Origin of the sequence: Corynebacterium stercoris, assembly GCF_024160105.1 — a bacterium.
Taxonomy (GTDB): domain Bacteria; phylum Actinomycetota; class Actinomycetes; order Mycobacteriales; family Mycobacteriaceae; genus Corynebacterium; species Corynebacterium stercoris.
This window is the reverse complement of the sequence record NZ_JAMFTQ010000020.1, coordinates 18,727-40,731: the sequence shown is the minus strand read 5'-3', so window position 1 is coordinate 40,731 and position 22,005 is coordinate 18,727. Positions and strand designations below refer to the sequence as shown.

The 22,005-nt window shown below is 64.3% G+C and carries 25 protein-coding genes; 10 read left to right on the top strand and 15 right to left on the bottom strand.

Annotation, left to right across the window (positions count from 1 at the left end):
* The first annotated feature begins 96 nt into the window (after window positions 1-96).
* Window positions 97-723: a GNAT family N-acetyltransferase gene (locus M5J20_RS11535; RefSeq protein ID WP_253579464.1), complete on the top strand. Its 627-nt coding sequence runs from the start codon at window positions 97-99 to the stop codon at window positions 721-723.
* Here M5J20_RS11535 and M5J20_RS10770 read toward each other — a convergent pair.
* A complete protein-coding gene (locus M5J20_RS10770; protein ID WP_253579462.1) occupies window positions 720-1,361 on the bottom strand; it encodes an Rv2732c family membrane protein in 642 nt (213 codons plus the stop codon). The two genes, M5J20_RS11535 and M5J20_RS10770, sit on opposite strands and share 4 nt — an antisense overlap.
* Before the next feature lie 154 nt (window positions 1,362-1,515).
* Here M5J20_RS10770 and M5J20_RS10765 point away from each other — a divergent pair, with 154 nt between their 5' ends.
* Window positions 1,516-1,686 (top strand): toxin HicA, encoded by a 171-nt coding sequence (locus M5J20_RS10765; RefSeq protein WP_253579460.1) that lies wholly within the window; start codon window positions 1,516-1,518, stop codon window positions 1,684-1,686.
* Between the two features lie 404 nt (window positions 1,687-2,090).
* Here the strand turns inward: M5J20_RS10765 and miaB are convergent, their stop codons facing one another.
* Window positions 2,091-3,635 carry a tRNA (N6-isopentenyl adenosine(37)-C2)-methylthiotransferase MiaB gene (gene miaB / locus M5J20_RS10760; RefSeq protein ID WP_367614971.1) on the bottom strand — a complete coding sequence of 515 codons (1,545 nt, stop codon included), beginning with the start codon at window positions 3,633-3,635 and terminating at the stop codon, window positions 2,091-2,093.
* A 176-nt stretch (window positions 3,636-3,811) separates the two neighbouring features.
* Here miaB and gluA point away from each other — a divergent pair, with 176 nt between their 5' ends.
* The 4 genes from gluA to M5J20_RS10740 all read left to right on the top strand — a co-directional run bounded on the left by gluA (window position 3,812) and on the right by M5J20_RS10740 (window position 7,183).
* Window positions 3,812-4,537 (top strand): glutamate ABC transporter ATP-binding protein GluA, encoded by a 726-nt coding sequence (gluA, locus tag M5J20_RS10755; protein ID WP_253579468.1) that lies wholly within the window; start codon window positions 3,812-3,814, stop codon window positions 4,535-4,537.
* Window positions 4,538-4,568: 31 nt separating this feature from the next.
* Complete coding sequence (locus tag M5J20_RS10750; RefSeq protein ID WP_253579458.1) at window positions 4,569-5,468, top strand: glutamate ABC transporter substrate-binding protein; 900 nt, start codon at window positions 4,569-4,571, stop codon at window positions 5,466-5,468.
* 72 nt (window positions 5,469-5,540) lie between these two features.
* Window positions 5,541-6,227, top strand: a complete 687-nt coding sequence (gluC, locus tag M5J20_RS10745; protein ID WP_253579455.1) for a glutamate ABC transporter permease GluC — start codon at window positions 5,541-5,543, stop codon at window positions 6,225-6,227.
* Window positions 6,227-7,183 carry an amino acid ABC transporter permease gene (locus M5J20_RS10740; protein ID WP_253579454.1) on the top strand — a complete coding sequence of 319 codons (957 nt, stop codon included), beginning with the start codon at window positions 6,227-6,229 and terminating at the stop codon, window positions 7,181-7,183. Before gluC ends, M5J20_RS10740 begins: the two co-directional genes overlap by 1 nt.
* Before the next feature lie 67 nt (window positions 7,184-7,250).
* On the opposite strand, the gene M5J20_RS10735 is transcribed toward M5J20_RS10740, so the two are convergent.
* The 5 genes from M5J20_RS10735 to M5J20_RS10715 form a co-directional block, all read right to left on the bottom strand.
* Window positions 7,251-8,426 (bottom strand): aminotransferase class I/II-fold pyridoxal phosphate-dependent enzyme, encoded by a 1,176-nt coding sequence (locus M5J20_RS10735; RefSeq protein WP_253579452.1) that lies wholly within the window; start codon window positions 8,424-8,426, stop codon window positions 7,251-7,253.
* Window positions 8,423-9,151 (bottom strand): 6-carboxyhexanoate--CoA ligase, encoded by a 729-nt coding sequence (locus M5J20_RS10730; RefSeq protein ID WP_253579449.1) that lies wholly within the window; start codon window positions 9,149-9,151, stop codon window positions 8,423-8,425. Before M5J20_RS10730 ends, M5J20_RS10735 begins: the two co-directional genes overlap by 4 nt.
* A gap of 63 nt (window positions 9,152-9,214) precedes the next feature.
* Entirely contained in the window at window positions 9,215-9,850 is a 636-nt protein-coding gene (gene recX, locus M5J20_RS10725; RefSeq protein WP_253579447.1) for a recombination regulator RecX, read from the bottom strand.
* Window positions 9,819-10,952: a recombinase RecA gene (recA, locus tag M5J20_RS10720; protein ID WP_253579446.1), complete on the bottom strand. Its 1,134-nt coding sequence runs from the start codon at window positions 10,950-10,952 to the stop codon at window positions 9,819-9,821. Before recA ends, recX begins: the two co-directional genes overlap by 32 nt.
* Window positions 10,953-11,165: 213 nt before the next feature.
* Window positions 11,166-11,381 (bottom strand): DUF3046 domain-containing protein, encoded by a 216-nt coding sequence (locus M5J20_RS10715; RefSeq protein ID WP_253579444.1) that lies wholly within the window; start codon window positions 11,379-11,381, stop codon window positions 11,166-11,168.
* A 272-nt stretch (window positions 11,382-11,653) separates the two neighbouring features.
* On the opposite strand from M5J20_RS10715, the gene M5J20_RS10710 reads away from it, so the two are divergent.
* The 3 genes from M5J20_RS10710 to M5J20_RS10700 are packed head-to-tail and all read left to right on the top strand — an operon-like array spanning window position 11,654 to window position 13,573.
* Complete coding sequence (locus tag M5J20_RS10710) at window positions 11,654-12,262, top strand: biotin transporter BioY (RefSeq protein ID WP_253579442.1); 609 nt, start codon at window positions 11,654-11,656, stop codon at window positions 12,260-12,262.
* Window positions 12,262-12,951 (top strand): energy-coupling factor ABC transporter ATP-binding protein, encoded by a 690-nt coding sequence (locus M5J20_RS10705; RefSeq protein ID WP_253579440.1) that lies wholly within the window; start codon window positions 12,262-12,264, stop codon window positions 12,949-12,951. Before M5J20_RS10710 ends, M5J20_RS10705 begins: the two co-directional genes overlap by 1 nt.
* Before the next feature lie 7 nt (window positions 12,952-12,958).
* Window positions 12,959-13,573: an energy-coupling factor transporter transmembrane component T family protein gene (locus tag M5J20_RS10700; protein ID WP_253579438.1), complete on the top strand. Its 615-nt coding sequence runs from the start codon at window positions 12,959-12,961 to the stop codon at window positions 13,571-13,573.
* A gap of 82 nt (window positions 13,574-13,655) precedes the next feature.
* On the opposite strand, the gene M5J20_RS10695 is transcribed toward M5J20_RS10700, so the two are convergent.
* The 6 genes from M5J20_RS10695 to pgsA all read right to left on the bottom strand — a co-directional run bounded on the left by M5J20_RS10695 (window position 13,656) and on the right by pgsA (window position 19,687).
* Complete coding sequence (locus M5J20_RS10695; RefSeq protein WP_253579436.1) at window positions 13,656-16,043, bottom strand: lamin tail domain-containing protein; 2,388 nt, start codon at window positions 16,041-16,043, stop codon at window positions 13,656-13,658.
* A 225-nt stretch (window positions 16,044-16,268) separates the two neighbouring features.
* Window positions 16,269-16,820 (bottom strand): hypothetical protein, encoded by a 552-nt coding sequence (locus tag M5J20_RS10690; protein WP_253579435.1) that lies wholly within the window; start codon window positions 16,818-16,820, stop codon window positions 16,269-16,271.
* A 390-nt stretch (window positions 16,821-17,210) separates the two neighbouring features.
* Entirely contained in the window at window positions 17,211-18,122 is a 912-nt protein-coding gene (locus M5J20_RS10685) for a PspA/IM30 family protein (protein ID WP_253579433.1), read from the bottom strand.
* 64 nt (window positions 18,123-18,186) lie between these two features.
* Complete coding sequence (locus tag M5J20_RS10680; RefSeq protein ID WP_253579431.1) at window positions 18,187-18,591, bottom strand: helix-turn-helix domain-containing protein; 405 nt, start codon at window positions 18,589-18,591, stop codon at window positions 18,187-18,189.
* 8 nt (window positions 18,592-18,599) lie between these two features.
* Window positions 18,600-19,157 carry a CinA family protein gene (locus M5J20_RS10675; protein WP_253579429.1) on the bottom strand — a complete coding sequence of 186 codons (558 nt, stop codon included), beginning with the start codon at window positions 19,155-19,157 and terminating at the stop codon, window positions 18,600-18,602.
* Entirely contained in the window at window positions 19,154-19,687 is a 534-nt protein-coding gene (gene pgsA, locus M5J20_RS10670; RefSeq protein ID WP_253579427.1) for a CDP-diacylglycerol--glycerol-3-phosphate 3-phosphatidyltransferase, read from the bottom strand. The genes M5J20_RS10675 and pgsA overlap by 4 nt, the downstream gene beginning before the upstream one ends.
* Before the next feature lie 57 nt (window positions 19,688-19,744).
* Between pgsA and M5J20_RS10665 the strand changes: the two genes are divergently transcribed.
* Window positions 19,745-20,032, top strand: a complete 288-nt coding sequence (locus M5J20_RS10665; RefSeq protein WP_253579425.1) for a YciI family protein — start codon at window positions 19,745-19,747, stop codon at window positions 20,030-20,032.
* 15 nt (window positions 20,033-20,047) lie between these two features.
* Here M5J20_RS10665 and M5J20_RS10660 read toward each other — a convergent pair whose 3' ends face one another.
* Together M5J20_RS10660 and M5J20_RS10655 are read right to left on the bottom strand one after the other, a co-directional pair.
* A complete protein-coding gene (locus M5J20_RS10660; protein WP_253579423.1) occupies window positions 20,048-21,217 on the bottom strand; it encodes a TerC family protein in 1,170 nt (389 codons plus the stop codon).
* 184 nt (window positions 21,218-21,401) lie between these two features.
* On the bottom strand, window positions 21,402-21,992 hold the full coding sequence (locus M5J20_RS10655; RefSeq protein ID WP_253579420.1) for a DJ-1/PfpI family protein: 591 nt from the start codon (window positions 21,990-21,992) through the stop codon (window positions 21,402-21,404).
* Window positions 21,993-22,005 lie beyond the last annotated feature (13 nt).

Genomic DNA, 22,005 nt, shown 5'->3' with positions numbered 1-22,005 from the left:
AACACGTGGCCTGGGTGCAAAACGAGCTCAATGAAACACCCCGCCAAATCCTCAACGGCGCAACCCCACGTGAGATACTCCACGAAGTATTCAAACGTGGCGCAAACACCGCATGACACCGCCTCGCCATTATTGGGGCATGACTATGGGGTTCTGGAGATCTCGGTTGTCGAGGGCCCCGGCTTCGCGGCTGCGCTGGCCGCCTCTGACACCTACCCGGGAGGCGAGGCAGCGTGGGAACGCGAGACCGAACAGTTCAGCGCTCTGCTCACAGCGGCATCGCGAGACTACCCGCGCGGCGAGCTGCGGATGGACACCATCGAGTGGGATCTCGATCGCATCACCGACGCCGGTGCGCGGCTAATGGACCGCGGCGGCCAGCAGCTCACCGGCATCGCCCGGGTTCAGGACGCGAATGGCGAGCCAACCATCGTCGGCCTGTGCGAGGCCGTGCACTACTCCTCCGACGACGACGCCGTCTGCGAGCTCGGGCTGATCTATGTGCTGCCGGAGTACCGCGAACGCGACATTGGCACAGCACTCATCGGCGGGACCATCGCGCGGGCCCGCGCGGTGTGGGAGGACCTGGAAACCATCTACATCTCCTACCCCGCTGACTCCCCTGCTGCTCGAGCGATCACTGCACGGATCGGTGCCGAGGCGGTGTCGTCGACGACGGCGTGGCAGCAGCTTCCGAGCGGGGACCTACCGAGCGGGGACTAACCTTCTGCGCGCTTGTGGCGCTCGGCGGCGCGCTTGCGGCGGTCGTCGATGAGCAAGGGGTTCTGTTCGTGCGAGCGCTCGGTGGCGGCTCGCTGAGCAACCGCGATGGCGTCGGTGCCTTGCAGCGCGGCGCGCTGCTCGGCGATCGCGGTCTGCTCCTCCGCGCGGCGGAAGATCGCCGGCAGGTAAGCGAAGACGGCGACAACCACGGGCAGCATCGCCAGGTAGATACCGGGTCCGTGGTGGTAACCGTGCTCCCAGGTAGTGGAGGAGCGCCGCAGCCAGAGCGCGAGGATCGAGAAGACCATCGCGATGCCGGTGATCATCCACCCCGGCACGGCAATGCGGTACCGCTTCGTCAGCATGGCGATTGTGGTGAGCACGACAAGGCCGATGAAGCCGAACCAGACGAAGAGGTACTCGGTGAGCTTGCCCTCAACCGCGCGGGAGGCTTCGCTGACGGCAAGGAATTGCAAGCCGGACACATCGGCAGCGAACGGCAAGAACATCGCAACGAAGAAGAGCGCGGCGCAGGCGAGAAGGATCCAGCGGAAGACGCCGTCGGCTAGCGTGGCGCTCGCCTTGCGCTCAGCCTCTGCGAGTGCCCGTGCGTCCTTAGGTGCTGCTGCTTCGCTCACGTCGGGTCTCCTTAGATTGGATTGCTTAAACTCCGGGATTCACTCTAGACGCTCGGAGATCTCAAGCGTTGTCCGCCCGATTCTGTCAAAGAGCACTAGACAGCCCAAGTCAAATCGGATTAGCCTAGGGGACGTGACAAAAAGGACCGAGGTCTTGAAGAAGATCGCAAGGTTTGCCAAGGCCACAGGTCAGGAACTGAAAATCAAAGAAGGCGCGTCTCACACACGAGTCTGGGTCGGTACCGAATACACGACAGTGCCTCGCCATAGCGAAATCCCAAACAAGCTGGCTGCGAAGATCTACAAACAGGTAGGTATGGAATGAGTCCCGAAAATTCGTTTCACGCAAACGTTGAACGCGCAGAAGGCTGGTGGATCATCCAACTCGAGGAAGAACCCGGCCTTCTCACTCAGACGCGCCGACTAGATCAGGTTCAGGACGCCGTGAGGGACGCGCTCACCCTCTTTCCTGAGCTAACAGAACACCCAGAATCTTCTGTTGTAGAAGTCGTTCTAATGGGCGACTACGAGGTGCTTCAAGAACACCAGAGAGCTCAAGCGGCGGCGAAGGCAGCACAAAGACGCGCGAATGAAACTGCAGCAGCAACGTCAAGAGCCCTCCATGAATCTGGTCTCTCATATCGGGACGTTGGGCATCTTATGGGCATCACGCACGGGCGAGCTCAGCAGTTGGCATCGCAGTAGCGGTTTCTGCCGTCTGCTGTAGCCCTACTCCCCGCAGCACCCGCTAGTGGCTGCGGGGACGGCGTCGGGTCGGCCGATCGTCGGCAAGCCGAGGCCCACGCCGACGGGCGCGGTGGTGAGCACCTGGCCCGCGGCGGAGTTGTCGCCGGCCTTGGTGCGACGGTGGGACAGGACACCGGAGTCGGCGATCAGGTAGTGCGGCGCGGCATCGGTCACGCGGACGTGAACGTAGTCGCCGGGGCGGATGTCGCGGTCGATGGCACCGGGCGCCTCAGGAGCGTCAACGACGGCGAAGTGCACGAGGCGGCCGTCGCGGGCGCGGCCGGAAAGGCGCTTGGTGTCGGCGTTCTTCTTACCGCCGCCGTCCTGGACAAGAAGCTCCACCTCGGTGCCGACGAGCTTGGCGTTCTCCTCCGCGGAGATCCGCTCCTGGAGTGCGAGGAGGCGCTCGAAACGCTCCTGCACCACGGCCTTGGGCACCTGGTCGCCCATCTCCGCGGCCGGGGTTCCGGGACGCGGCGAGTATTGGAACGTGAACGCGGAGGTAAAGCGCGCCTTCTCGACGACATCGAGAGTCGCCTGGAAATCCTCCTCCGTCTCGCCGGGGAAGCCCACGATGATGTCGGTGGTGATGGAGGCGTGCGGGAGCTTGGAGCGGACCTCGTCGAGAATCGCCAGGAATTTCTTCGAGCGGTAGCTGCGGCGCATGTCCTTGAGCACCTTGTCGGAGCCGGACTGCAGCGGCATGTGCAACTGGGGGCAGACGTTCGGGGTCTCGGCCATGGCGTCGATGACATCGGAGGTGAACTCTGCTGGGTGCGGAGAGGTGAAGCGGACGCGCTCGAGGCCCTCGATGTCGCCGCATGCGCGCAGCAGCTTTGAAAACGCGGAGCGGTCGCGCTCCATGTCGGGGTCGACGAAGTGCACGCCGTACGCGTTCACATTCTGGCCCAAGAGGGTGATCTCGGAGACACCCTGGTCCACCAGCGCCTGCACCTCGGCGAGAATGTCGCCCGGGCGGCGGTCAATCTCTTTGCCGCGCAAGGACGGCACGATGCAGAACGTGCACGTGTTATTGCAGCCCACGGACACGCTCACCCAGCCGGCGTAGGAGGACTCACGCTTGGCCGGCAGCACGGAGGGGAAGACCTCTAGCGCCTCGGCGATTTCGACCTGGGCGGCGTCCTCGACGCGAGCGCGGTCAAGAAGCGCCGGCAGCGCGGAGAGGTTGTGGGTGCCGAAGACTGCGTCCACCCACGGGGCGCGGGTGACCACCGCGTCCTTGTCCTTCTGCGCCAGGCACCCGCCGACGGCGATCTGCATGCCCGGGTGCGCGTCCTTGACATGCTTCAGCTGGCCGAGCGTGCCGTAGAGGCGCTGGTCGGCGTTGTCGCGCACCGCGCAGGTGTTGAAAACCACGAGATCGGGAGTTTCACCAGCGTCGGCGGCTACGTAGCCCGCGTCTTCGAGCATGCCGGAGAGCCGCTCGGAGTCGTGGACGTTCATCTGGCAGCCGAACGTGCGCACCTCGTAGGTGCGGGCGGGGGTGGGGGTAATCGCCGTAGACACGGCCAAGAGTCTAACGGCCCAGCATGCGGTGGCATAACCGCGGAAAACTTGAGTCGGCACAAGGAATCGTCGACACGCGCCCGCGTACCCCCGACGTAACTTTTCGGCCAAGTTGTAGTCTGCGTCACGGTTTTGTTGTAAATGTATTGCCCATGACACAGGCGACTGCGCAACCGATGATCCGCATCCAGGGAGTGAACAAGCACTTCGGCGATTTCCACGCCCTGAAAGACATCAACCTCGAGGTCCCCCGCGGCCAGGTGATTGTGGTGCTGGGCCCGTCTGGTTCGGGCAAGTCGACGCTGTGTCGCACGATCAACCGGCTCGAAACCATCGACACCGGCGTGATCGAGATCGACGGGAAGAAGCTGCCCGAAGAGGGCAAGGAACTGGCCAAGCTGCGTTCCGACGTCGGCATGGTGTTCCAGCAATTCAACCTCTTCCCGCACCTGACGATCCGGGACAACGTCACCCTCGGCCCCACCAAGGTGCGCAAGGCGAAGAAGGCCGATGCCGCCAAGCGCGCGAATGAGCTGCTTACCCGCGTGGGCATCGGCAACCAAGCCGACAAGTACCCGGCGCAGCTCTCGGGCGGCCAGCAGCAGCGCGTGGCCATCGCCCGCGCGCTGGCAATGGATCCGAAGGTGATGTTGTTCGACGAGCCCACCTCCGCCCTCGACCCAGAGATGGTTGGCGAGGTGCTCGACGTGATGACCGAGCTCGCGGCGTCCGGCATGACCATGATCGTGGTCACCCACGAGATGGGCTTCGCCCGCAAGGTGGCCGACCGCATCATCTTCATGGCGGACGGCGAAGTTGTGGAGGACACCGACCCGGAGTCCTTCTTCACCAACCCCCAGTCGGATCGCGCCAAGGACTTCCTGGGCAAAATCCTCCACTAATTCTCTGCCTCACTAGCTAAGGAGATCAACGATGAACCGTGCATTCCGCGTCATGGCCGCCACCGCGGCAGCTGCAATGAGCCTCACGCTGGCCGCCTGCGGCGGGTCCGACAGCGGCTCCTCCACCGCGGGCTCCGGCGCCGCCCCGGCCGGCGACGGCCTGCTCGCCCACATCGAGGCCGGCAAGGTCACCCTCGGCACCAAGTTCGACCAGCCGGGCCTGGGCCTGCGCAACCCGGACGGCTCCATGTCCGGCTTGGACGTGGACATTGCCACCTACGTGGTCAACTCCATCGCCAAGGACAACGGCTGGAACGAGCCGGAGATCACCTGGCGCGAGACCCCGTCCGCGCAGCGCGAGACCCTGATCCAGAACGGTGAGGTGGACATGATCACCGCCACCTACTCCATCAACAAGTCCCGCTCCGAGGCAGTGAACTTCGGCGGCCCGTACCTGCTCACCCACCAGGCGCTGCTGGTGCAGGAAGCGAACAACGACATCAAGGGCCTCGAGGACCTCGACGGCAAGATCCTCTGCTCCGTCACCGGCTCCACCCCGGCCCAGAAGGTCAAGGACACCCTCCCGGGCGTCCAGCTCCAGGAGTACGACACCTACTCCTCCTGCGTTGAGGCACTCCGCCAGGGCAATGTCGACGCCCTGACCACGGACGCGACCATCCTCGGCGGCTACTCCGCGCAGTCCCCGGGCACCTTCAAGGTTGTCGGCCTGGAGAAGGACGGCAAGCCGTTCACCGATGAGCACTACGGCATCGGCCTGAAGAAGGACGACGCGGCCGGCACCGAGGCCATCAACAAGGCCCTGCAGGCGATGTACGACGACGGCTCCTTCGACAGGTTCGTCAACGACAACGTCGCCGGCGGCGAGGGCGTCGAGAAGAACAAGCCTGGCGACCTGTCCTTCCTGAACTAATCCGCTCACCGGCGGGCTGCACCCAGGCCCGCCACGGGAGCTTTCGCTTTTCGACGTAGGAGACCCAACGCAATGGATGCACTGTGGGCAGATCTGCTGCCCAAGCTATGGCCAGCTTTTTGGACCACGATCAGGCTCACCGTCTACTCGGCGATCGGCTCGCTCGTGCTGGGCACGATCCTGACCGCCATGCGTGTCTCCCCCGTCGGTATCCTGCGCTCCATTTCCGCGCTGTACATCAACACGGTGCGCAACACGCCGCTGACACTCGTGATCCTGTTCTGCAGCTTCGGCCTGTACCAGAACCTGGGTCTCCAGTTGGCCAGCCGCGATTCCAGCACGTTCCTGGTGGACCAGAATTTCCGCCTGGCCGTGCTGGGATTCATTCTCTACACCTCGTGCTTCGTGGCCGAGTCGCTGCGAAGCGGCATCAACACCGTGCACTTCGGCCAGGCTGAGGCGGCCCGCTCCCTCGGCTTGAGCTTCGGGCAGACGTTCACCCAGATCATCTTCCCCCAGGCCTGGCGCGCGGCACTGGTGCCCTTGGGCAACACGCTCATTGCGCTGACCAAGAACACGACAATCGCGTCCGCGATCGGCGTTGCCGAGGCCTCACTGCTGATGAAGTCCACCATTGAGTTCCACGCGAACCAGCTTTTCGTCATCTTCGGCGTGTTCGCGCTCGGCTTCATCATTTTGACCCTGCCCATGGGCCTCCTCGTGGGCCGTCTCGCTGACCGTCTGGCGGTGAAGAAGTAATGGCGAACGAAGTACGCGCTACAGTCCTCTACGACGCTCCCGGCCCCCGAGGCGTGATGCTCAACCGCATCTACACCGCCATCACCCTCGTCGTCATCGCGCTGGTTGCCTGGTGGGTCTTGGCAACCTTGGGCTCCAAGGGCCAACTCGACGCCGCGAAGTGGACCCCGTTCCTCCACGCCAACACGTGGAAAACGTACATCCTCCCCGGCCTGTGGGGCACCATCAAGGCAGCGGTCACCAGCATCATCCTTGCGATCATTTTCGGTGTCGTGTTCGGCCTCGGCCGCCTCGCGGAATCCCGCCTCGTGCGCGGCCTCTGCGCCGTGATCGTCGAGTTCTTCCGCGCCATCCCGGTGCTGCTGCTGATGATCTTCCTGTACCAGCTGTTCGCGATCTATAACGTCGTTCCGCCGCGCGGCCTCGCGTTCTGGGCCGTGACCATCGCGCTGACGCTGTACAACGGCTCCGTCATCGCCGAGATTCTCCGCGCCGGCATCCGCTCCCTCCCGAAGGGCCAGACGGAAGCAGCCCGCGCGCTCGGCATGTCGCACTGGCAGACGATGTGGACCATCCTGCTGCCGCAGTCCATCGCGGCAATGCTCCCGGCGCTCATCGCCCAGATGGTCATCGCGCTCAAGGACACCGCGCTCGGCTACCAGATCGGCTACGTCGAGGTCGTCCGCTCCGGCACCCAGTCCGCCTCCGCAAACCAGAACTACCTCGCGTCCCTGTTTGTGGTCGGCCTCATCATGATCATCATCAACTACGCGCTGACCATGCTCGCCGAGCGTGTGGAGAAGCAGCTGCGCGCCGGCCGCGCCCGCCGCAACATCTTCGCCAAGGTCCCCGAGGCCGCGGGCGCCGGTGTCGGCCTCGAAACCAAGGACTCGGTCAACGTCGACTGGCACGCACCCGGCTACACCCCGCTGGAGAACCCGGACCGCGGCCACTAGCGCGACCGCATAACCTCCCACAGCAGGGCCCCGTTTCACGCCGAAAGCGTCGAATCGCGGGCCCTGCTTACCGACGTTCGAGAGCCTCCACCAGCGCTTCAATCTGCCCGATTGTGTGCGTGGCCATCACGGTCACGCGCAACATCGCCTTGCCGCGCGGCACGGTTGGATAGCGGATCGCCGGAACGAAAAACCCCGCTTCGCGCAGCGCCGCTGCGGCGGCCATCGCTTCGGCCTCGTCGCCGATCCAGATAGGAATGATAGGACTGGGCCATTCGGTGTAGCCGAGCGCGCATGCAAGCCGGGCGACATTGCGGTGGAGTGCACGCACCGGGCCGTCGTCGGAGTGCGCCGTGCGCTCCAGGACCTCGATCGCCGCGCGCACCGCCGCGCAGTTCGCGGCACTTGTCGACGTCGAGTACACATACGGCCTCGCCTGCTGCCGCAGCATGTCCGCTACATGCCTCGTCGTTGCCACTGCCCCGCCCTCCGCGCCGAGCGCCTTCGACGCGGTGGCCACCAGGATGTCGGGCGGCGTGTCCTGCAACCCGAAGTGCTCGACGATGCCGCGACCAGTGGCGCCCAACGTGCCGGTGCCGTGCGCGTCATCGACCATGAGGGCCACACCGTATGCGCGGCAGACCTCAGTCAGCTCAGGCAGCGGCGCGAGCGTGCCGTCCATGGAGAACAACCCGTCGGAGACAACCAGCGCCCGGGCGCCGGTGTTCGCAGCGGCGTGCTGGTCCAGCAGCTCGGCGAGGTGCGCCGGATCGCGGTGCCGGTACACCTTCGTCGCGGCCCCGGCCTGCTTGGCTAGGCGACAGCCGTCGATGATGCTGGCGTGATTGCGTTCGTCGGAGAAAATCGTCAGATCCGGGCCGGCGAGCGTGTGCAGCACCGCCGTGTTGGCGTGGAAGCCGGAGGAAAAGAACACTGCGTCCGGGTAGCCGAGGAAGCGAGCGAAGGCCTCCTCCACCAACCGGTGTTCGGCGGTGGTGCCGGTGGTGAGCCGCGAGCCGCCCGAGCCCGCGCCGTAACGCTCAAGCGCACCACGGGCAGCAGCGACAACGTGCTGGTCCGTGCTCAGACCCAAATAGTTGGAGGAGCTGAAGAGCACACGCTCGGCACCGTCGATGGTGGCTACCGGGTCTTGCGCCGAGGCGAACACCGCGGGCGTGCGCTCGAGCCCCTGATCGCGCCAGGCCTCGAGCGCTGTGGTCGCGTGCGTGTCCAGCCAGCTCATTCGTCGCCCCCGACGAGCACCGGGGTTTCTTCGAGGTACGTGATGAGACCCTCGAGCTGTTCCGCATCGACGATGAACACCCGCCCGCCGATCTCTGAGCCGAGCGGCTTCATGTTGGGGATGCGCACGTAACCGATGTCTTTGGTGCTTACGTAGCCGGTGGTGTAGTCCGGATCGTCGGAAATGCAGACCTCGGCCAGCACAGCCGGGTGGTGCGCCACCTTCGCCGCGAGAACGCGAGCTTCGGTGACGCGGTCCTTCGCGGGCGTGCGCTCCGCTACCGCGTGGTCGTCGTCCGCAATGCGCACCGCGTCCATGTTGGTGACCCGCACGCCGCGGGCTTGGTCGGGCTCGAGGCGCTCACCTGTGGCTGCATCGAAAAGCACGGCGCCCCGCATGTTGCGCACTGAGGTGACGAGATCCCACGCGGCCTCGGCGTGCGGCGTGCATGCGCGGATGTAGCCGAGCACCGTCTCGCGGGCTTCGGCTTCGTCGGCGCACTCGGCTGCGTCCCAGGGCAGGAACGGGACGCGGACGATTGCATCCGGGTCGACTTCGCGCACCGTCACGTTGACGGTGTCCGGGCACCCCTTAGGGTGGGCCAGCGCCCGGCGGCTCATCGCGGCGCAGACATCACTCACGTCAGCGGCATCGACGATTCGCTCGGCACCGGAGATGTGAGTCCCATCGAGGCTGGCGCGCATCTTTACGCTGTACAACGGCATGGGAGCCAGTGTAAGACCCCGCCTTGAACAGTGTTCAAGAAATGACGAATCTGGTGTGCCGGCCTACCCCTCTTGGAGGTCTGCAATCCGCGAATCGAGGGCCTCGCGGGCGAGCTGCATGCTCATCCCTGCGTTGTAGCCGCGGCGGGCCAGCACGCCCACGACCCGGCGCAGCGCCTTGTCGTACTCCGCCCGGTCCGCCGGCGGCGTCTTCACCTCGCGGGCCTTTTTCTCGGCAAATGCGCGGGCTTGACGAGCCTCATCTTCCTCGGTGATCTGGTCGAGAGCCTCGGCGCGCACGTCAGCGGCAACGCCCTTGTCCCGCAGCTCCATGTCGAGGGCGCGCGCGGACTTGCCTCGGCGAGCGGCACGTTGGCGGACCCATTCGCTTGCGAACACGCGATCGTCGAGAAGTCCTGAACCCTCGAGTGAATCCAGGACATCGTCGACAAGCTCCGGCTCGAACTCGGCGTCGATGAGGCGGCCGCGTAGCTCGTGCCGGGAACGTGCGCGCTGGTCGAGTAAGCCCAGCGCGCGTTTGCGGATCGGCGCGAGCGCCTCCTCGCGGGTGCGGTCGAAGAGGCCGGTGCCCTCCCCCGACTGGGACTGCTCCTCGTACGCCTCGAGCGCGCGCTGGGGTTTGGCGACCTTGGCCGGGTCGGGCTGGTTACTGGCCGCCGCCGAGGAGTTCATCGTCATCGTCGTCGAAGTCGATGTTCGGCACCATGTCCACCGGGTCGTCGCTCAACGCGTCGTCGGCCGCTTGATCCTGGTTCGCGTAGGCGCCGACGCCGAGGGCGCGGAAAATCTTGTCCTCAATCTCATCCGCAAGCTCCGGGTTGTCCTTGAGGAACATGCGGGCCTTTTCCTTACCCTGGCCGAGCTGCTCGCCCTCGTAGGTGAACCAGGAGCCGGACTTCTTCACAATGCCGTTGTCCACGCCCATGTCGATGATGGAGCTCTCGCGGGAGATGCCCTCGCCGTACATGATGTCGAACTCGGCGATCTTGAACGGCGGGGAGACCTTGTTCTTCACCACCTTGAGGCGAGTACGGTTGCCGATGGAATCCTGGCCGTCCTTCAACGTCTGGATACGGCGCACATCGCATCGCACGGAGGCGTAGAACTTCAGCGCCTTACCGCCGGTGGTGGTCTCCGGCGAGCCGAACATCACGCCGATCTTCTCGCGCAGCTGGTTAATGAAGATCGCGGTGGTGCCCGAGTTGTACAGCGCGCCCGTCATCTTGCGCAGCGCCTGGGACATCAGGCGTGCCTGGAGACCCACGTGGGAATCACCCATCTCGCCCTCAATCTCCGCCTTCGGCGTCAGGGCAGCCACGGAGTCAATCACAATCATGTCGATCGCGCCCGAACGCACCAGCATGTCCGCGATCTCCAGCGCCTGCTCACCGGTATCCGGCTGGGAGACCAGCAGATTATCGGTGTCCACGCCGAGCTTCTTCGCGTATTCCGGGTCGAGCGCATGCTCTGCGTCGATGAAGGCCGCAATGCCGCCAGCGCGCTGCGCCTGGGCAATCGCGTGCAGCGCTACCGTCGTCTTACCCGACGATTCCGGGCCGTAAATCTCCACAACGCGGCCGCGCGGCCAGCCGCCGATGCCCAGCGCCACGTCAATCGCCGTGTTGCCGGACGAGATGGACTGAATCGGCGGGCGGTTCTCATCGCCCAGGCGCATAATCGCTCCCTTGCCGAAGTCCTTCTCAATCATCGCCAGCGCAGCATCAAGCGCGTTCTGACGATCATTGCCAGAACCCGCGGCTGCCTTCTTCTTCGTTGCCATGAAACTCTCCTGTGGTGTTTGAAACGTGCGGTGTGCAAGTACTAGGTATTAGACGCTCGAACTGGGGGTTTCGGTTCCATCCGGGCGGAAACTTTTTGTGCACCGCTCACCCTACGGGGCGGCTCCGACACTCCAGACCATACACGAAAGGCTGTTCGAAAGTGTAACGAACACGCGGTAAAACGAACGTCGGAAAGCGACGTGCCCTGGAGGCTAGGTGCCGGGACGGTCGATGCCCAGCCTGCGTTCCTCCGGGATATCGAACGCGTCGCACAGGCCCTGCCAAACTCGACGCGGATCGACACCACTTTCGATGAGCTCCTCGGCCGTTTTATCCCCCGGCGGCAGCACCTGGGACTGCACAATCCACTGGGCGCGTTCCGCCCCGAACTCATCGCGCACGAGCTGATGGAACTCCGTCAATCGCATGGTGACTAACCTACCCGCGGGGTGCGGGAAGCGGAGCGGTGCGGGGTGCGGGGCGGTGCGGGGTCCGGGAAGTGAGGGAGTCTCGCCGCTAATGAGCTACATAATTGATTCCGCGCACATACGTGTGCGGGCCACACATAAATCTTCGGAATCCAGGATTTGTCGCAATACGCCGAAAGGGTTGCGATCTTCAGTGAGCAGCCCCCAGGCCCCAGCGGGCCAGCGCACCCCGTAACGCGAGACTTGAACGCCGTTTAGGTACGCTTCCACTCATGACAACAGCGCAGCCGGCAGGCACAAACCCAGGAAAAAGCAGGAACACAACGGCCACTGACATCGCGTACATCGCGGTTTTCGCTGCGATCATCATCGTCCTCGGCTTCGTCGCAATCCCCGTCGGCGCGGCCGGCGTGCCGATCGTGCTGCAGAACGCCGCCGTGATCCTCGCGGGTCTCGTACTCGGACGCCGCCGCGGCCTGGCCACCGCCGCGATCTTCCTCGCCGTGGGCCTCGCGCTGCCGGTACTCGCGGGCGGACGCACCACCATCGCCGCGCTGGGCGGCGCGACCGTGGGCTACCTGGTCGGCTACCTCGTCTCCGCCTGGGTCGCGGGCGCGATCGCCTACACCGCGCCATTCCGCACGAACCGCGGCGCCGCACTCGGCATCCTCATCGTCGCCGGTTACGTTGCGCTGTTCTTCCAGTACCTCTTCGGTGTCTTCGGCATGATGTGGCGTCTCGACATGACGTTCGGCGCAGCGTGGGCGGCCCAAGTGCCGTTCCTGCTTCCCGACGCCGTCAAGGTCGCCCTCATGATCGCCATCGCCGCCGCCGTCCACGCGGCATTCCCGGATCTGCGCCGCGCCCGCGCCCGCGCGTAATGCCGCAGATCGCCTTCGAGGGCGCATCCGTCTCCTACGACGGCGTGCAAACCCTCGCGCCGCTCACCGCCACGCTCACCGAGCAGCGCATCGGCATCATCGGCTCCAACGGCTCCGGCAAATCCACCACCGTCCGCCTCATCAACGGCCTCATCGAGCCGACCACGGGGCGCGTGCTTTACGACGGCTTAGACCCACGCACCGACGGAAAAGAAGTGCGCAAGCGCGTGGGCTTCGTGTTCTCGGACGCGGAATCCCAGATCGTCATGCCCCGCGTTTCTGACGATGTCGCGTTCTCCCTGCGTCGCTTCAAGCTGCCCCGCGAAGAGGTGCGGGCCCGCGTGGCCGCGGTGCTCGAGCGCTTCGACCTCACCGATCGCGCCGAGAACTCGCCGCACACCCTCTCCGGCGGCGAGAAGCAGATGCTGGCCCTGGCATCCGTGCTAGTCATCGAGCCGGACACCGTTATTGCCGATGAGCCCACCACGCTGCTCGACCTGCGCAACCGCCGCCGCATCATCCGCGAACTGATGGGCCTCGACCAGCAGGTCATCGTAGTTACCCACGATCTCGAGATGCTCCGCGACTTCGACCGCGTGCTGTGCATCGACGATTCTCAACTGGTCTATGACGGCGCACCCGCCGACGCCATCCGCTTCTACGTCGACCTGATGGACCGAAAGCCGTGAGGCCGCGATGATCCGCGAACTCCCCTTAGGTGTCTACGTCCCCGGCGACACCATTCTCCACCACGCCGGCCCAACCTTGAAGTTTGTCCTGCTGGTGGCGTTCATCATCTTCGCCACCGCCTGGCCGTCGCAACCTTGGCACTCTCTGGCGCTGCTGGTGTTCGTGCTGGCATGGTACGCCGTCGCCCGCATCCCAGCGAAAATCGCATGGAATCAGCTGGTGCCGCTGCTGCCGATTCTGCTCTTCCTCGGCGCCTTCATGTGGTGGCAGAACGGCCTTGCCGGCGCGCTGACCACGATGATCGGGCTCTTAGCGACCATCGCCGCCGCCAACCTGCTCACGCTCACCACAACCGTCGAGGAGCTCCTCGACGCCCTCGATCGCAACCTCGCCCCACTCGGGCGCATCGGCGTGCCGGTGGAGCTGATCACGCTCACCATCGCGTTGACGATCCGCCTCATTCCGCTCATGCTCGCTACCGCGAATGAGGTGCTTGACGCCCGTAAGGCCCGCGGCGCAGGTTTTTCCCTCACCGCGTTCGGTATCCCGCTGGTCATCCGCTCCGTCCGCCGCGCAAAGCTCATCGGTGAAGCGTTGATGGCCCGTGGTGCGGTAGACTAGTGGCTCCGGGAGAGCGTCGGAAAGCACAAAGGCAAAACAAAAAGCGGCGAGGAAATATCCCCGCCGCTTTCGCTATCTCGGATTAACGAGATGACAGATCGACAAGACGTGCCGTCGTAGCGACGGTCGTCGTCGAGGTGTTGCCGCAGGAGTCCGCGATGGTAGCCACAGCCGTGATACCAAGCGCGAGAGCTGCCAACAGCGGACCAGCCTGGGCCGCGATGTAGCCCAGGCGGGCAGTCTGCGCCGCCAGTGCCGGGTTAAAGAACCCGAGCTGCGCCTGCGCAGCCGCATTGAACTGTGCAAACACATCGTTCACCGGAGCGAGGAGGTTCGCCGCGAGCGGAAGACCGAACTGCGCCAGCAGTGCCGCAGGAATCAGCAGCGCCGCGGACACGCCCCAACCCGTGAGGGTGTCAACGCACTTCTGGCTAATCTCCAAGCTGCCCGGCTCTACTGCAGTGGTATCCGGTGTGGTGGCGCCAGGTGTCGTCGTCGCCGGTGTCGTCGTCGTAGTTGTCGTGGAAGTCGTGGAAGTCGTACTGGGAGCGGTGGAGGTCGCCGGAGTGGATGGTGCCGGTGCAGGGTAATACCAATCGCTGCCACCCGACGTGGATCCCGGCGTCTCGCACGATTCTTCCTTAGTCTCGATAGCGCTTCGGAGAGCCACCTTGCCAGTCGCACCGTCGTCGGCCCAGAGATGACGCGTGGTCGTAGTCTTCTTGCCGTTCTTGCACGCGCTGACCTTGGTGAACTTCGCGTAACCCTCGTTGGCGTAGTTCTCAGTCATCGCCGACGGGCGGTCCTGCACCTTGGAATCCTCCACGAGTTCACCACTGTTGTACTTCAGCAGAATCGACTGACCAAAGCACACCTCGTCGCAGAGTGCGCGAAGTTGCTTCGCATCCGCATCCCAATCCAGCGCCATGACTCCTTGGAACGGCGATTTGTAGCGCTGCTTCAGCGTGGACTCGCCGTCGGAACCCAGCTCGACGAGCAGCACTTCACCACTAGCCTCCACGCCGACTGCATACACATTGCCCTCGATGTGTTCGACTGCCTCGAGGCCAGCGTTCGCCCCAATTTCACCCACGTGGTTCTTCAGATTCCACTCCTGCGTGGCTTTGAGCTCCCCGCTTGCCGACGAAGGAATTTCAAACCTCAGCACCGACGGACGAGACTCGTTCTTGTTTGCGTTGTCGCGTTCAGTCGCGACATAGAGGGCACCGTCATCCCCCACCGAAATGCCCTCGGAATCCGGTTTGCCGGTCCCATCCGGGTAGCGGAGAGTCCACTGGCCTGCGAGCGAATAGGTCTTCTTGGCCTCGTCGTAGTCGACGGCGAAAAGCTTGCTGTCCCCGTTGTTGACGATCCAAGCGCGTCCGTTCTCGTCAAAGTCGACACCCGACATGTCCTCCACGGCGAAGTCCGCACCGAGATCGACGGTGCCAACGACGATGGAATCGTTTGGCCACGGCTCGCCAGGCTGTGGCTTGGGCTCCTCGAACTCCTCGTTAGCAGCGCCTGGGGTCGACATCGTGTTGACGAAATCACCCGTGCCGTCCGGCACCCGGCCATACGTCTCGTTGGCGTGCTCTTTCCAGCTGGCTTCGGCCGCAAGTTCGTTCTTGGGGGTGAAGATACGGACGCTATCGGCTTTGCCTAGACCGAAGCCCTCACCGCCGCCCAGAACCTCTGCGCCCTCGGTGTAGAAGCGTAAGAAACTCTTCGGCGCGATCACAGTGCTTCCCGGGAAAACCAGCGGCGCGTGCTTGTCATCATTGTCGATTACCAGCCAGCCGGAGATGTCGACAGGCGCGTCGCCAGTGTTGTAGAGCTCAACCCAGTCGGCGACGGGGTCGCCGTTGCTCTCAACCTCGTTGATGACAACCGTAGTCGCCGGCTGCAGCGGCTGAGCGTTCTTCGGATCGAAGGTTGGCGTCGCCGGATCCTCGGTCTTTCCTTCCGGGGCCTTGTTCGGCGCGTTGCGCGTCGACTCGCCAGTTACACCGAACTCACCGGTCTTGTCCGGTAGGCGCCCCCACGAAGTCTTCTGGCCGTTGTGCTCTGCGTGAGAAGTCCATGTGTATGAAGCAACCTCGTCGCCGTGTGCAGTACGAATGGTGATGGAATCATCACCACCCAGACCAAAACCCTTCGACCCGTCCGGAGTGTTGACGTTCTTCTCGGTATAAAACGAGTAGTAGCCACCTGCAGCCACGATCGTGCCCGTTGGAAAAGTGATCGGCGTGCTCTTCTTGCCGTTGTCTATCGCGGTCCAACCGGCGATATCGATGTCCGCGTCGGAGGTGTTGACAAGCTCAACCCAGTCGGCGACTGGGTCTTCATTCGTAACGACCTCGTTAATCTTGATTGGACTCTCGGGCGCACCCGTTGCCGGGACCGTCCAAGCAGTAAGCGCCAGCGCCGCCGCGAGCGGTGCGGCGAGGGCTTTCTTCCACTTCTTCATATTTCTCCTACCTGCCTCAAATGGGGCATGCCCCTGAAAGCCTGCCACCTACGAGCTGGAACAGACCTGCCAAGGTTATGGGAGCAAAATGAACGGATGATGACTTAGAGATGACGACTTGGGGTTCACCCTTGGCCGGTTCAAGTAGCGCAAAAAGCGGCAGCCCCGAAGCAGGGACCACCGCCTACTCCTAAGTAGCTAGAAAACTACGCATCGCCGGAGGTTTTATCCGCATGCGGATGCGGTAGTTGCGACAGCGAGAGTGCTGAGTGCAAGCCCGGCGAGGATCGGGGCATTCTGGCTCGAAAGCGCTCCAAGGTGTCCGACTTGGTTTGCGAGATCCTCGCTGAATGCACCGAGCCGCAGCTGCAGCACCGCAGTTGCCTGCTGGAGCACATACCTTGACACACCGAATACCGTAAGGACGGTGGGATTGCCCATCTGCGCGAGCAGCGCCACAGGAATCAGCACTGCCGCGGTCACACCCCATCCAGTGAGGGCGGCAGTGCACTCCTGGTTCAAGTCCGCGCTGGACCCGGTGACGGTATCCGAGGTTCCTGCTCTCGCCTCGAAGTTGTCGACTGCGGTCCAAATAGAACCATCGAGGTCCGCACCGGAGGAATTTACCAAATCAGCCCGATCGACCGCTGCGTCTGCGCTAGAGACAACCTCATTGATCCGGTTTTGGCTTTCAGCGGCATCCACGGCCGGGACTGTCCCAGTGCTTAGCACGAGCGCCACTGCGAGCGGGGCGGCGAGGGCCTTCTTCGATGTCATCATGACTCTCCTACTTGCGTCCTCAGTTGCCGTCCCTGCAAGCCTGCCGCTTACGATCTGGAACAGACCTGCCAGGGCTGTGGGTGCAACCTTAACCGAGATCGAGACCTGGGTAGGGGAAAGCGGTTGGGTGGTTCGACTTTCGCCGTAGCCTGCTCCTGTAGAGATTGTCCATACTTTTACAGCCGCGGTCCCCGAGCTGCGTCGAAGGTGACCGGGTGTAAAAGTGTGGTCAATTGTTACAGCCACTGAGGGCCCGCGCTATCTCGCTCGCTGTCACGGATCGACGGGCAACCCGCCCCGCTCGGTGCCTCGCCTCGCCCGCGCCAAAACGCGAAAGAGCGGCGGCCCCGCAATGGGGACCGCCGCCAATCTCGAAGAGACTAAAGACTACGCCTCGCCGCGCAGCTCGCGCATGCGCTGAGCAACTGCGTCGTCGGAAATGCCGGCCTCGGACGGCTGAGCAGCCTGCGGAGCATCAGCGGCCGGCGCGGACTGTGCCGGGCGGGATGCGCCAGCGTCGGAACCCTGCGGGGCGCCGGCAGCGCCGCCCTGCTCGATAGCCGGCTTGGAGCCGGAGGTCAGCTCGCCAGCCATCTCAGCACGGATCTGCTCGAGGCGGCCGTGGCCAGCCATCTGGATACCGGCCTGCTCCACCTCGGCCATGCGGCCCTCGATGGAGTTCTGGGCCAGCTCGGCGGCGCCGAGGGCGTTTGCGTAGCGGCGCTCGATCTTGTCGCGGACCTGATCCAGGTTCGGGCCGGAGGCAGTGATGGAATTCATCTGCTGCATGGTCTGGGAGACCTTCTCCTGCATCTTGGCCTGCTCCAGCTGGCTCAGCAGCTTGGAGCGCTCAGCGACCTGCTGCTGCAGGTGAGCTGCGTTGCGCTCGACGGCCTGCTTGGCGGATGCTGCCTGCTGCAGGGCCTGGTCGTGGAGCTGCTTGGTGTCCTCGACGCCCTGCTCGGCGGTGACGAGCTGTGCCGCGAAGGCCTCGGCGGCGTTCTCGTACTCCTGCGCCTTCTGCGCGTCGCCTGCACCGCGGGCCTTATCTGCCAGCTGCAGGGCCTGGCGGGTGTTGGCCTGGAGCTTCTCCACGTCCTCGAGGCGGCGGTTCAGCTGCATTTCCAGCTGGCGCTGATTGCCGATCACGGCCGCTGCCTGCTGGGAGAGCGCCTGGTGCTGGCGCTGCGCCTCGTTGATGGCCTGCTCGATCTGGACCTTCGGATCTGCGTTCTCCTCGATCTTGTTGTCGAAGAGCGCCATCAGGTAGTTCCAGAACTTCTTAAACGGGTTCGCCATGGGTCGAAGACCTTTCGTGGTAAGTAACTAATTCTGCCCTACCACTGTAGACAGGTTTTGCCCGCTACGCTTCCGCCGCGGCCGGTGCGGTGGTCGCAAGCTCCTCGTTCAGCTCCGGCAGGGACATGTTCGCCACAGCTTCCATAAGCACTTCGGCAACGGTCGTGCCCAGGGCCTGGCAGATCGACGCCAGCACCTCAGAGGACACTTCCTTGCGGCCGCGTTCCAGCTCGGACAAGTATCCGGGGGACACAAGGGCAGCGGAGGCGAGGTCGCGCAGCGTCATGCCCTTGTCGGCGCGGAAGGCGCGCAGAGACATGCCGAGTGCCTCACGCATAAGCGGTTCGCGCTTTGCGCGCTTGCGCGGACCGAATGCAGCCTCCTCGGCTCGTTCGGCCTGGGCTTGGGCGGCTTGAATCTGTGCCGCGACGTGGGCGGGAATGTGGCGGAGCGCTGTTGTAGTTACCATCACGTCTCCTAACGGTTCTCATCGGCAATTTGTTCCCGGCGCACCGCGGTAAGTGCACCGCGCAACGCGGCCTCGACGGCGGCGGCGCGGATCTCGTTGCGGTCGCCTGCGAGGACGCGGACGGGTTCGTCGCAACCGTCGATAAGCGTGAAGCGCCCGAGCGCAGCGGGAACGAGCTCGGCAGCGGCGGATGACGCGGTCCAGCGCGGACCTGCGAGCCCGATCCAGACCTCGCCCGGCTGGTGCCCGTCCTGCGGATCCGGGCCGGCGACACCGGTCAGCGCCACCGCCCAGTCTGCACCGCATGCCGCGCGGGCACCGCGGGCCATCTCCCGAGCCGTCGCAGCCGACACCGGGCCGCACTCCGCGAGCACCTGCGTATCGACGCCCGCCAGCCCCGCCTTCAAGTCCGTGGCGTACGTGATCAGTCCCCCGCGCAGCACGTCGGAGGCACCCGGGACGCTAGCGAGCGTCGCGGCAGCGAGGCCGGCGGTCAGCGACTCGCAGAAGGCGATGGTTTGGCGGCGGGCGCGGAGTTCGTCGATAAGCGTCTGTGCAGTGCTCACTTGTTCACCTTTTCAGCGTCGAGGAGGTACTGGATGCCGGTCACGACAGTGACCGCGACGGCCAGCAGCATCACGATGAGCGTCGGGGTGTCCATCCATGCGGGCAGCGGGCACAGGTACATGCCGACACCGACGGATTGCAGCGCCGTCTTGAGCTTGCCGCCCTTGGACGCCGGCACCACCTTGCCCTGACGCAGCATCCACATGCGCCAGAACGTGATGCCGAGCTCGCGGACCACAATGACCACGGTGATCCAGACCGGCAGCGTCGAGGCGATGTTGAGCGTCACCAGCGCGGTGATCATGAGCGCCTTGTCCGCGATCGGGTCGGCGATTTTGCCGAAATCGGTGACCAGGCCGCGGGCGCGGGCGATGTCGCCGTCGAGTTTGTCCGTGATCATCAGCGCCACGAACAGGCCGAACGCCCACCACCACTGCTGCGTGAGCACCAACCAGGCGAAAACCGGGATGAAAATGATGCGCAGCGAGGTGAGGATGTTCGGCAGGTTCCAATTCGACTGGTCGGTCACGCTTACCACCCTACAGAGCGCCCCCGGCGGACCCGAGTCGCGCCTAGACTGCCTCCCATGAAGTATTTCGCAATCACCTACACCTACGGCGAGGACGCTGCACTCGTCGACGCCACCCGCCCCGAGCACCGAGAGTTTGTGGCCAACCAGCTGTCGCTGGGCCGCGTGGTCGGCTCCGGCCCGTTCGTGGACGGCGGTCAGGCACTGATCATCATCCAGCTTCCGGACACCGCCACGGAGGCGGATGTCACGGAGATCATGGACCAGGACCCCTACACCGTCAAGGGGGCGCTGGCGAAGCGCGAGATCCGGGAGTGGAAACCGGTCTCGAACATCTTCAGCTAGGCGGCCTCGCCTAAGTTACTTGCCGCCGCGGGCCACGTCGAGGTGGTCCGTGTCGCGCGAGCCTGTCGCGGTGTGGTCGCCCTTGCCCGAGGTGGCCGGGTCATCGATCCACTCGATGTGGTTGCCGTCGCTGTCCACCTTGCGCCGGTTGCCGTGGTCGTCGTAGTCGATGTGGAACTTCGGCCCGTTCGGGTCCTTCTCGCCGGAGGCGATCAGCTGGCGTTCCTTGATCATCGAGGCAATTGCGGTGATCACCAGCGTGGCAACGATGACCACCAGCGAGGTCACGGTGCCGATCTCCGGCACGTTGAAGCCCTCGCCGCCGTTAATGAAGGGCAGGTTGTTCTCGTGCAGGGCGTGCAGCAGGAGCTTCACGCCGATGAACCCGAGGACGATGGCCAGGCCGTACGGCAGGTACACGAGCTTGTCTAGCAGGCCGTTGAGCAGGAAGTACAGCTGGCGCAGGCCCAACAGCGCGAACGCGTTCGCGGTGAAGACCAGGAACGGCTCGGTGGTGATGCCGAAAATCGCCGGGATGGAGTCGAACGCGAACATCACGTCGATGAAGCCAATGGCGAGCAGCGCGACGAACAGCGGGGTGACGGCCTTCTTGCCGGCCTGCGTCACGGAGACGAGCCGGTCGCCGTGGTAGGACTCCGTCACCGGGATCGCCTTGCGCAGCGTCTTGACCACGAACATGTCGTTCGGGTCCTGCTCCGGCTGGTCGGTGGCCTCGTCGTAGACCAGCTTGACCGCGGTGTAGATAAGGAACGCGGCGAAGATGTAGAACACCCAGGACCACGCAGAAATGATCACCGCGCCCAGCAGGATGAAGATGAGGCGGAACACCAGCGCCATGACGATGCCGATCAGCAGCACCTTCTGCTGGTACGCGCGCGGGATCTTGAACGTGCCCATGATCAGCGCGAACACGAAGAGGTTGTCCACGGACAGCGATAGCTCGGTGATGTAACCGGTGAAGAACTGCACCGAGTGCTCGGCATCCCAGAGCCACCAGACGATGCCGCCGAAGACGCAGGCCATCGCCATGTAGAACAGCGCCCAGCCGCCGGATTCCTTCATGGAGGGCTCGTGCGGGGTGCGGACGTGCGAGACGAAATCAAAGATGAAAAAGCCGAGAATGACGGCGCTGGTAACCAGCCAGATCCACAAGGGGACGTGCATGCGTGCCTCCGGTCAGGGGTGAGTAAACGACCGGAGGTCTCCCCCACCAGCTTCACGACGGCGGGCCGCCCCGACCGGGACCCACCAGATGCAGGTGCCGTGTTGACGATCGCGGGCGATTGCGGGGTACTCCCCTCCAACGGGTGGCAACTTTACCCGTCGGCCGGGTTGCGTGCACTACCGGCTACGCGAAAAGGTCATTCTTCGGGTCGAGCACCGCGTTGAGTTCCAAAATGTTTTGGACTTCCTCCGCGGCGGGTTCCCCAAAGTGGTGGGCCACAAAAGCGAGCGCCATATCGGTCCCGGCAGACACACCTGACGAAGTCCAACGGTCGCGGTCATGCACCCATCGGGCAGTGCGCACCCATTCGACGTCGCCGCCGAACGAGGTAGCCCAGTCGTAGGCGCGCTTGTTGGTGGTCGCGCGGTATCCCTCCAGAAGTCCGGAAGCAGCGAGTAGTGCCGCGCCCGTGCAGACAGAAGTGGTGATGTCCGCGCGTTCAGACATCCGAACCAGCTCAGCCCCGAAGGCTTCATCATCCACCAACCGGCGGGTGCCCGCACCGCCGGGCACCATGAGCACGTCGCCAGTCATTTCGTCGTAGCTGGCGTGCGCGGAGACCTCGACGCCTTGACTACTCGCAACTGGCCCACCGTCCGCGGAGAGCAGCTCAACGCTTAAACCCTCCACCTTGGCGAAGACTTCCACCGGCCCAGCAACGTCCAGGAGTTCGAAGTCCTCGAAGAGCACCACCGAGATGGTGCGCGGAACCATCGAAGCTCCTGTC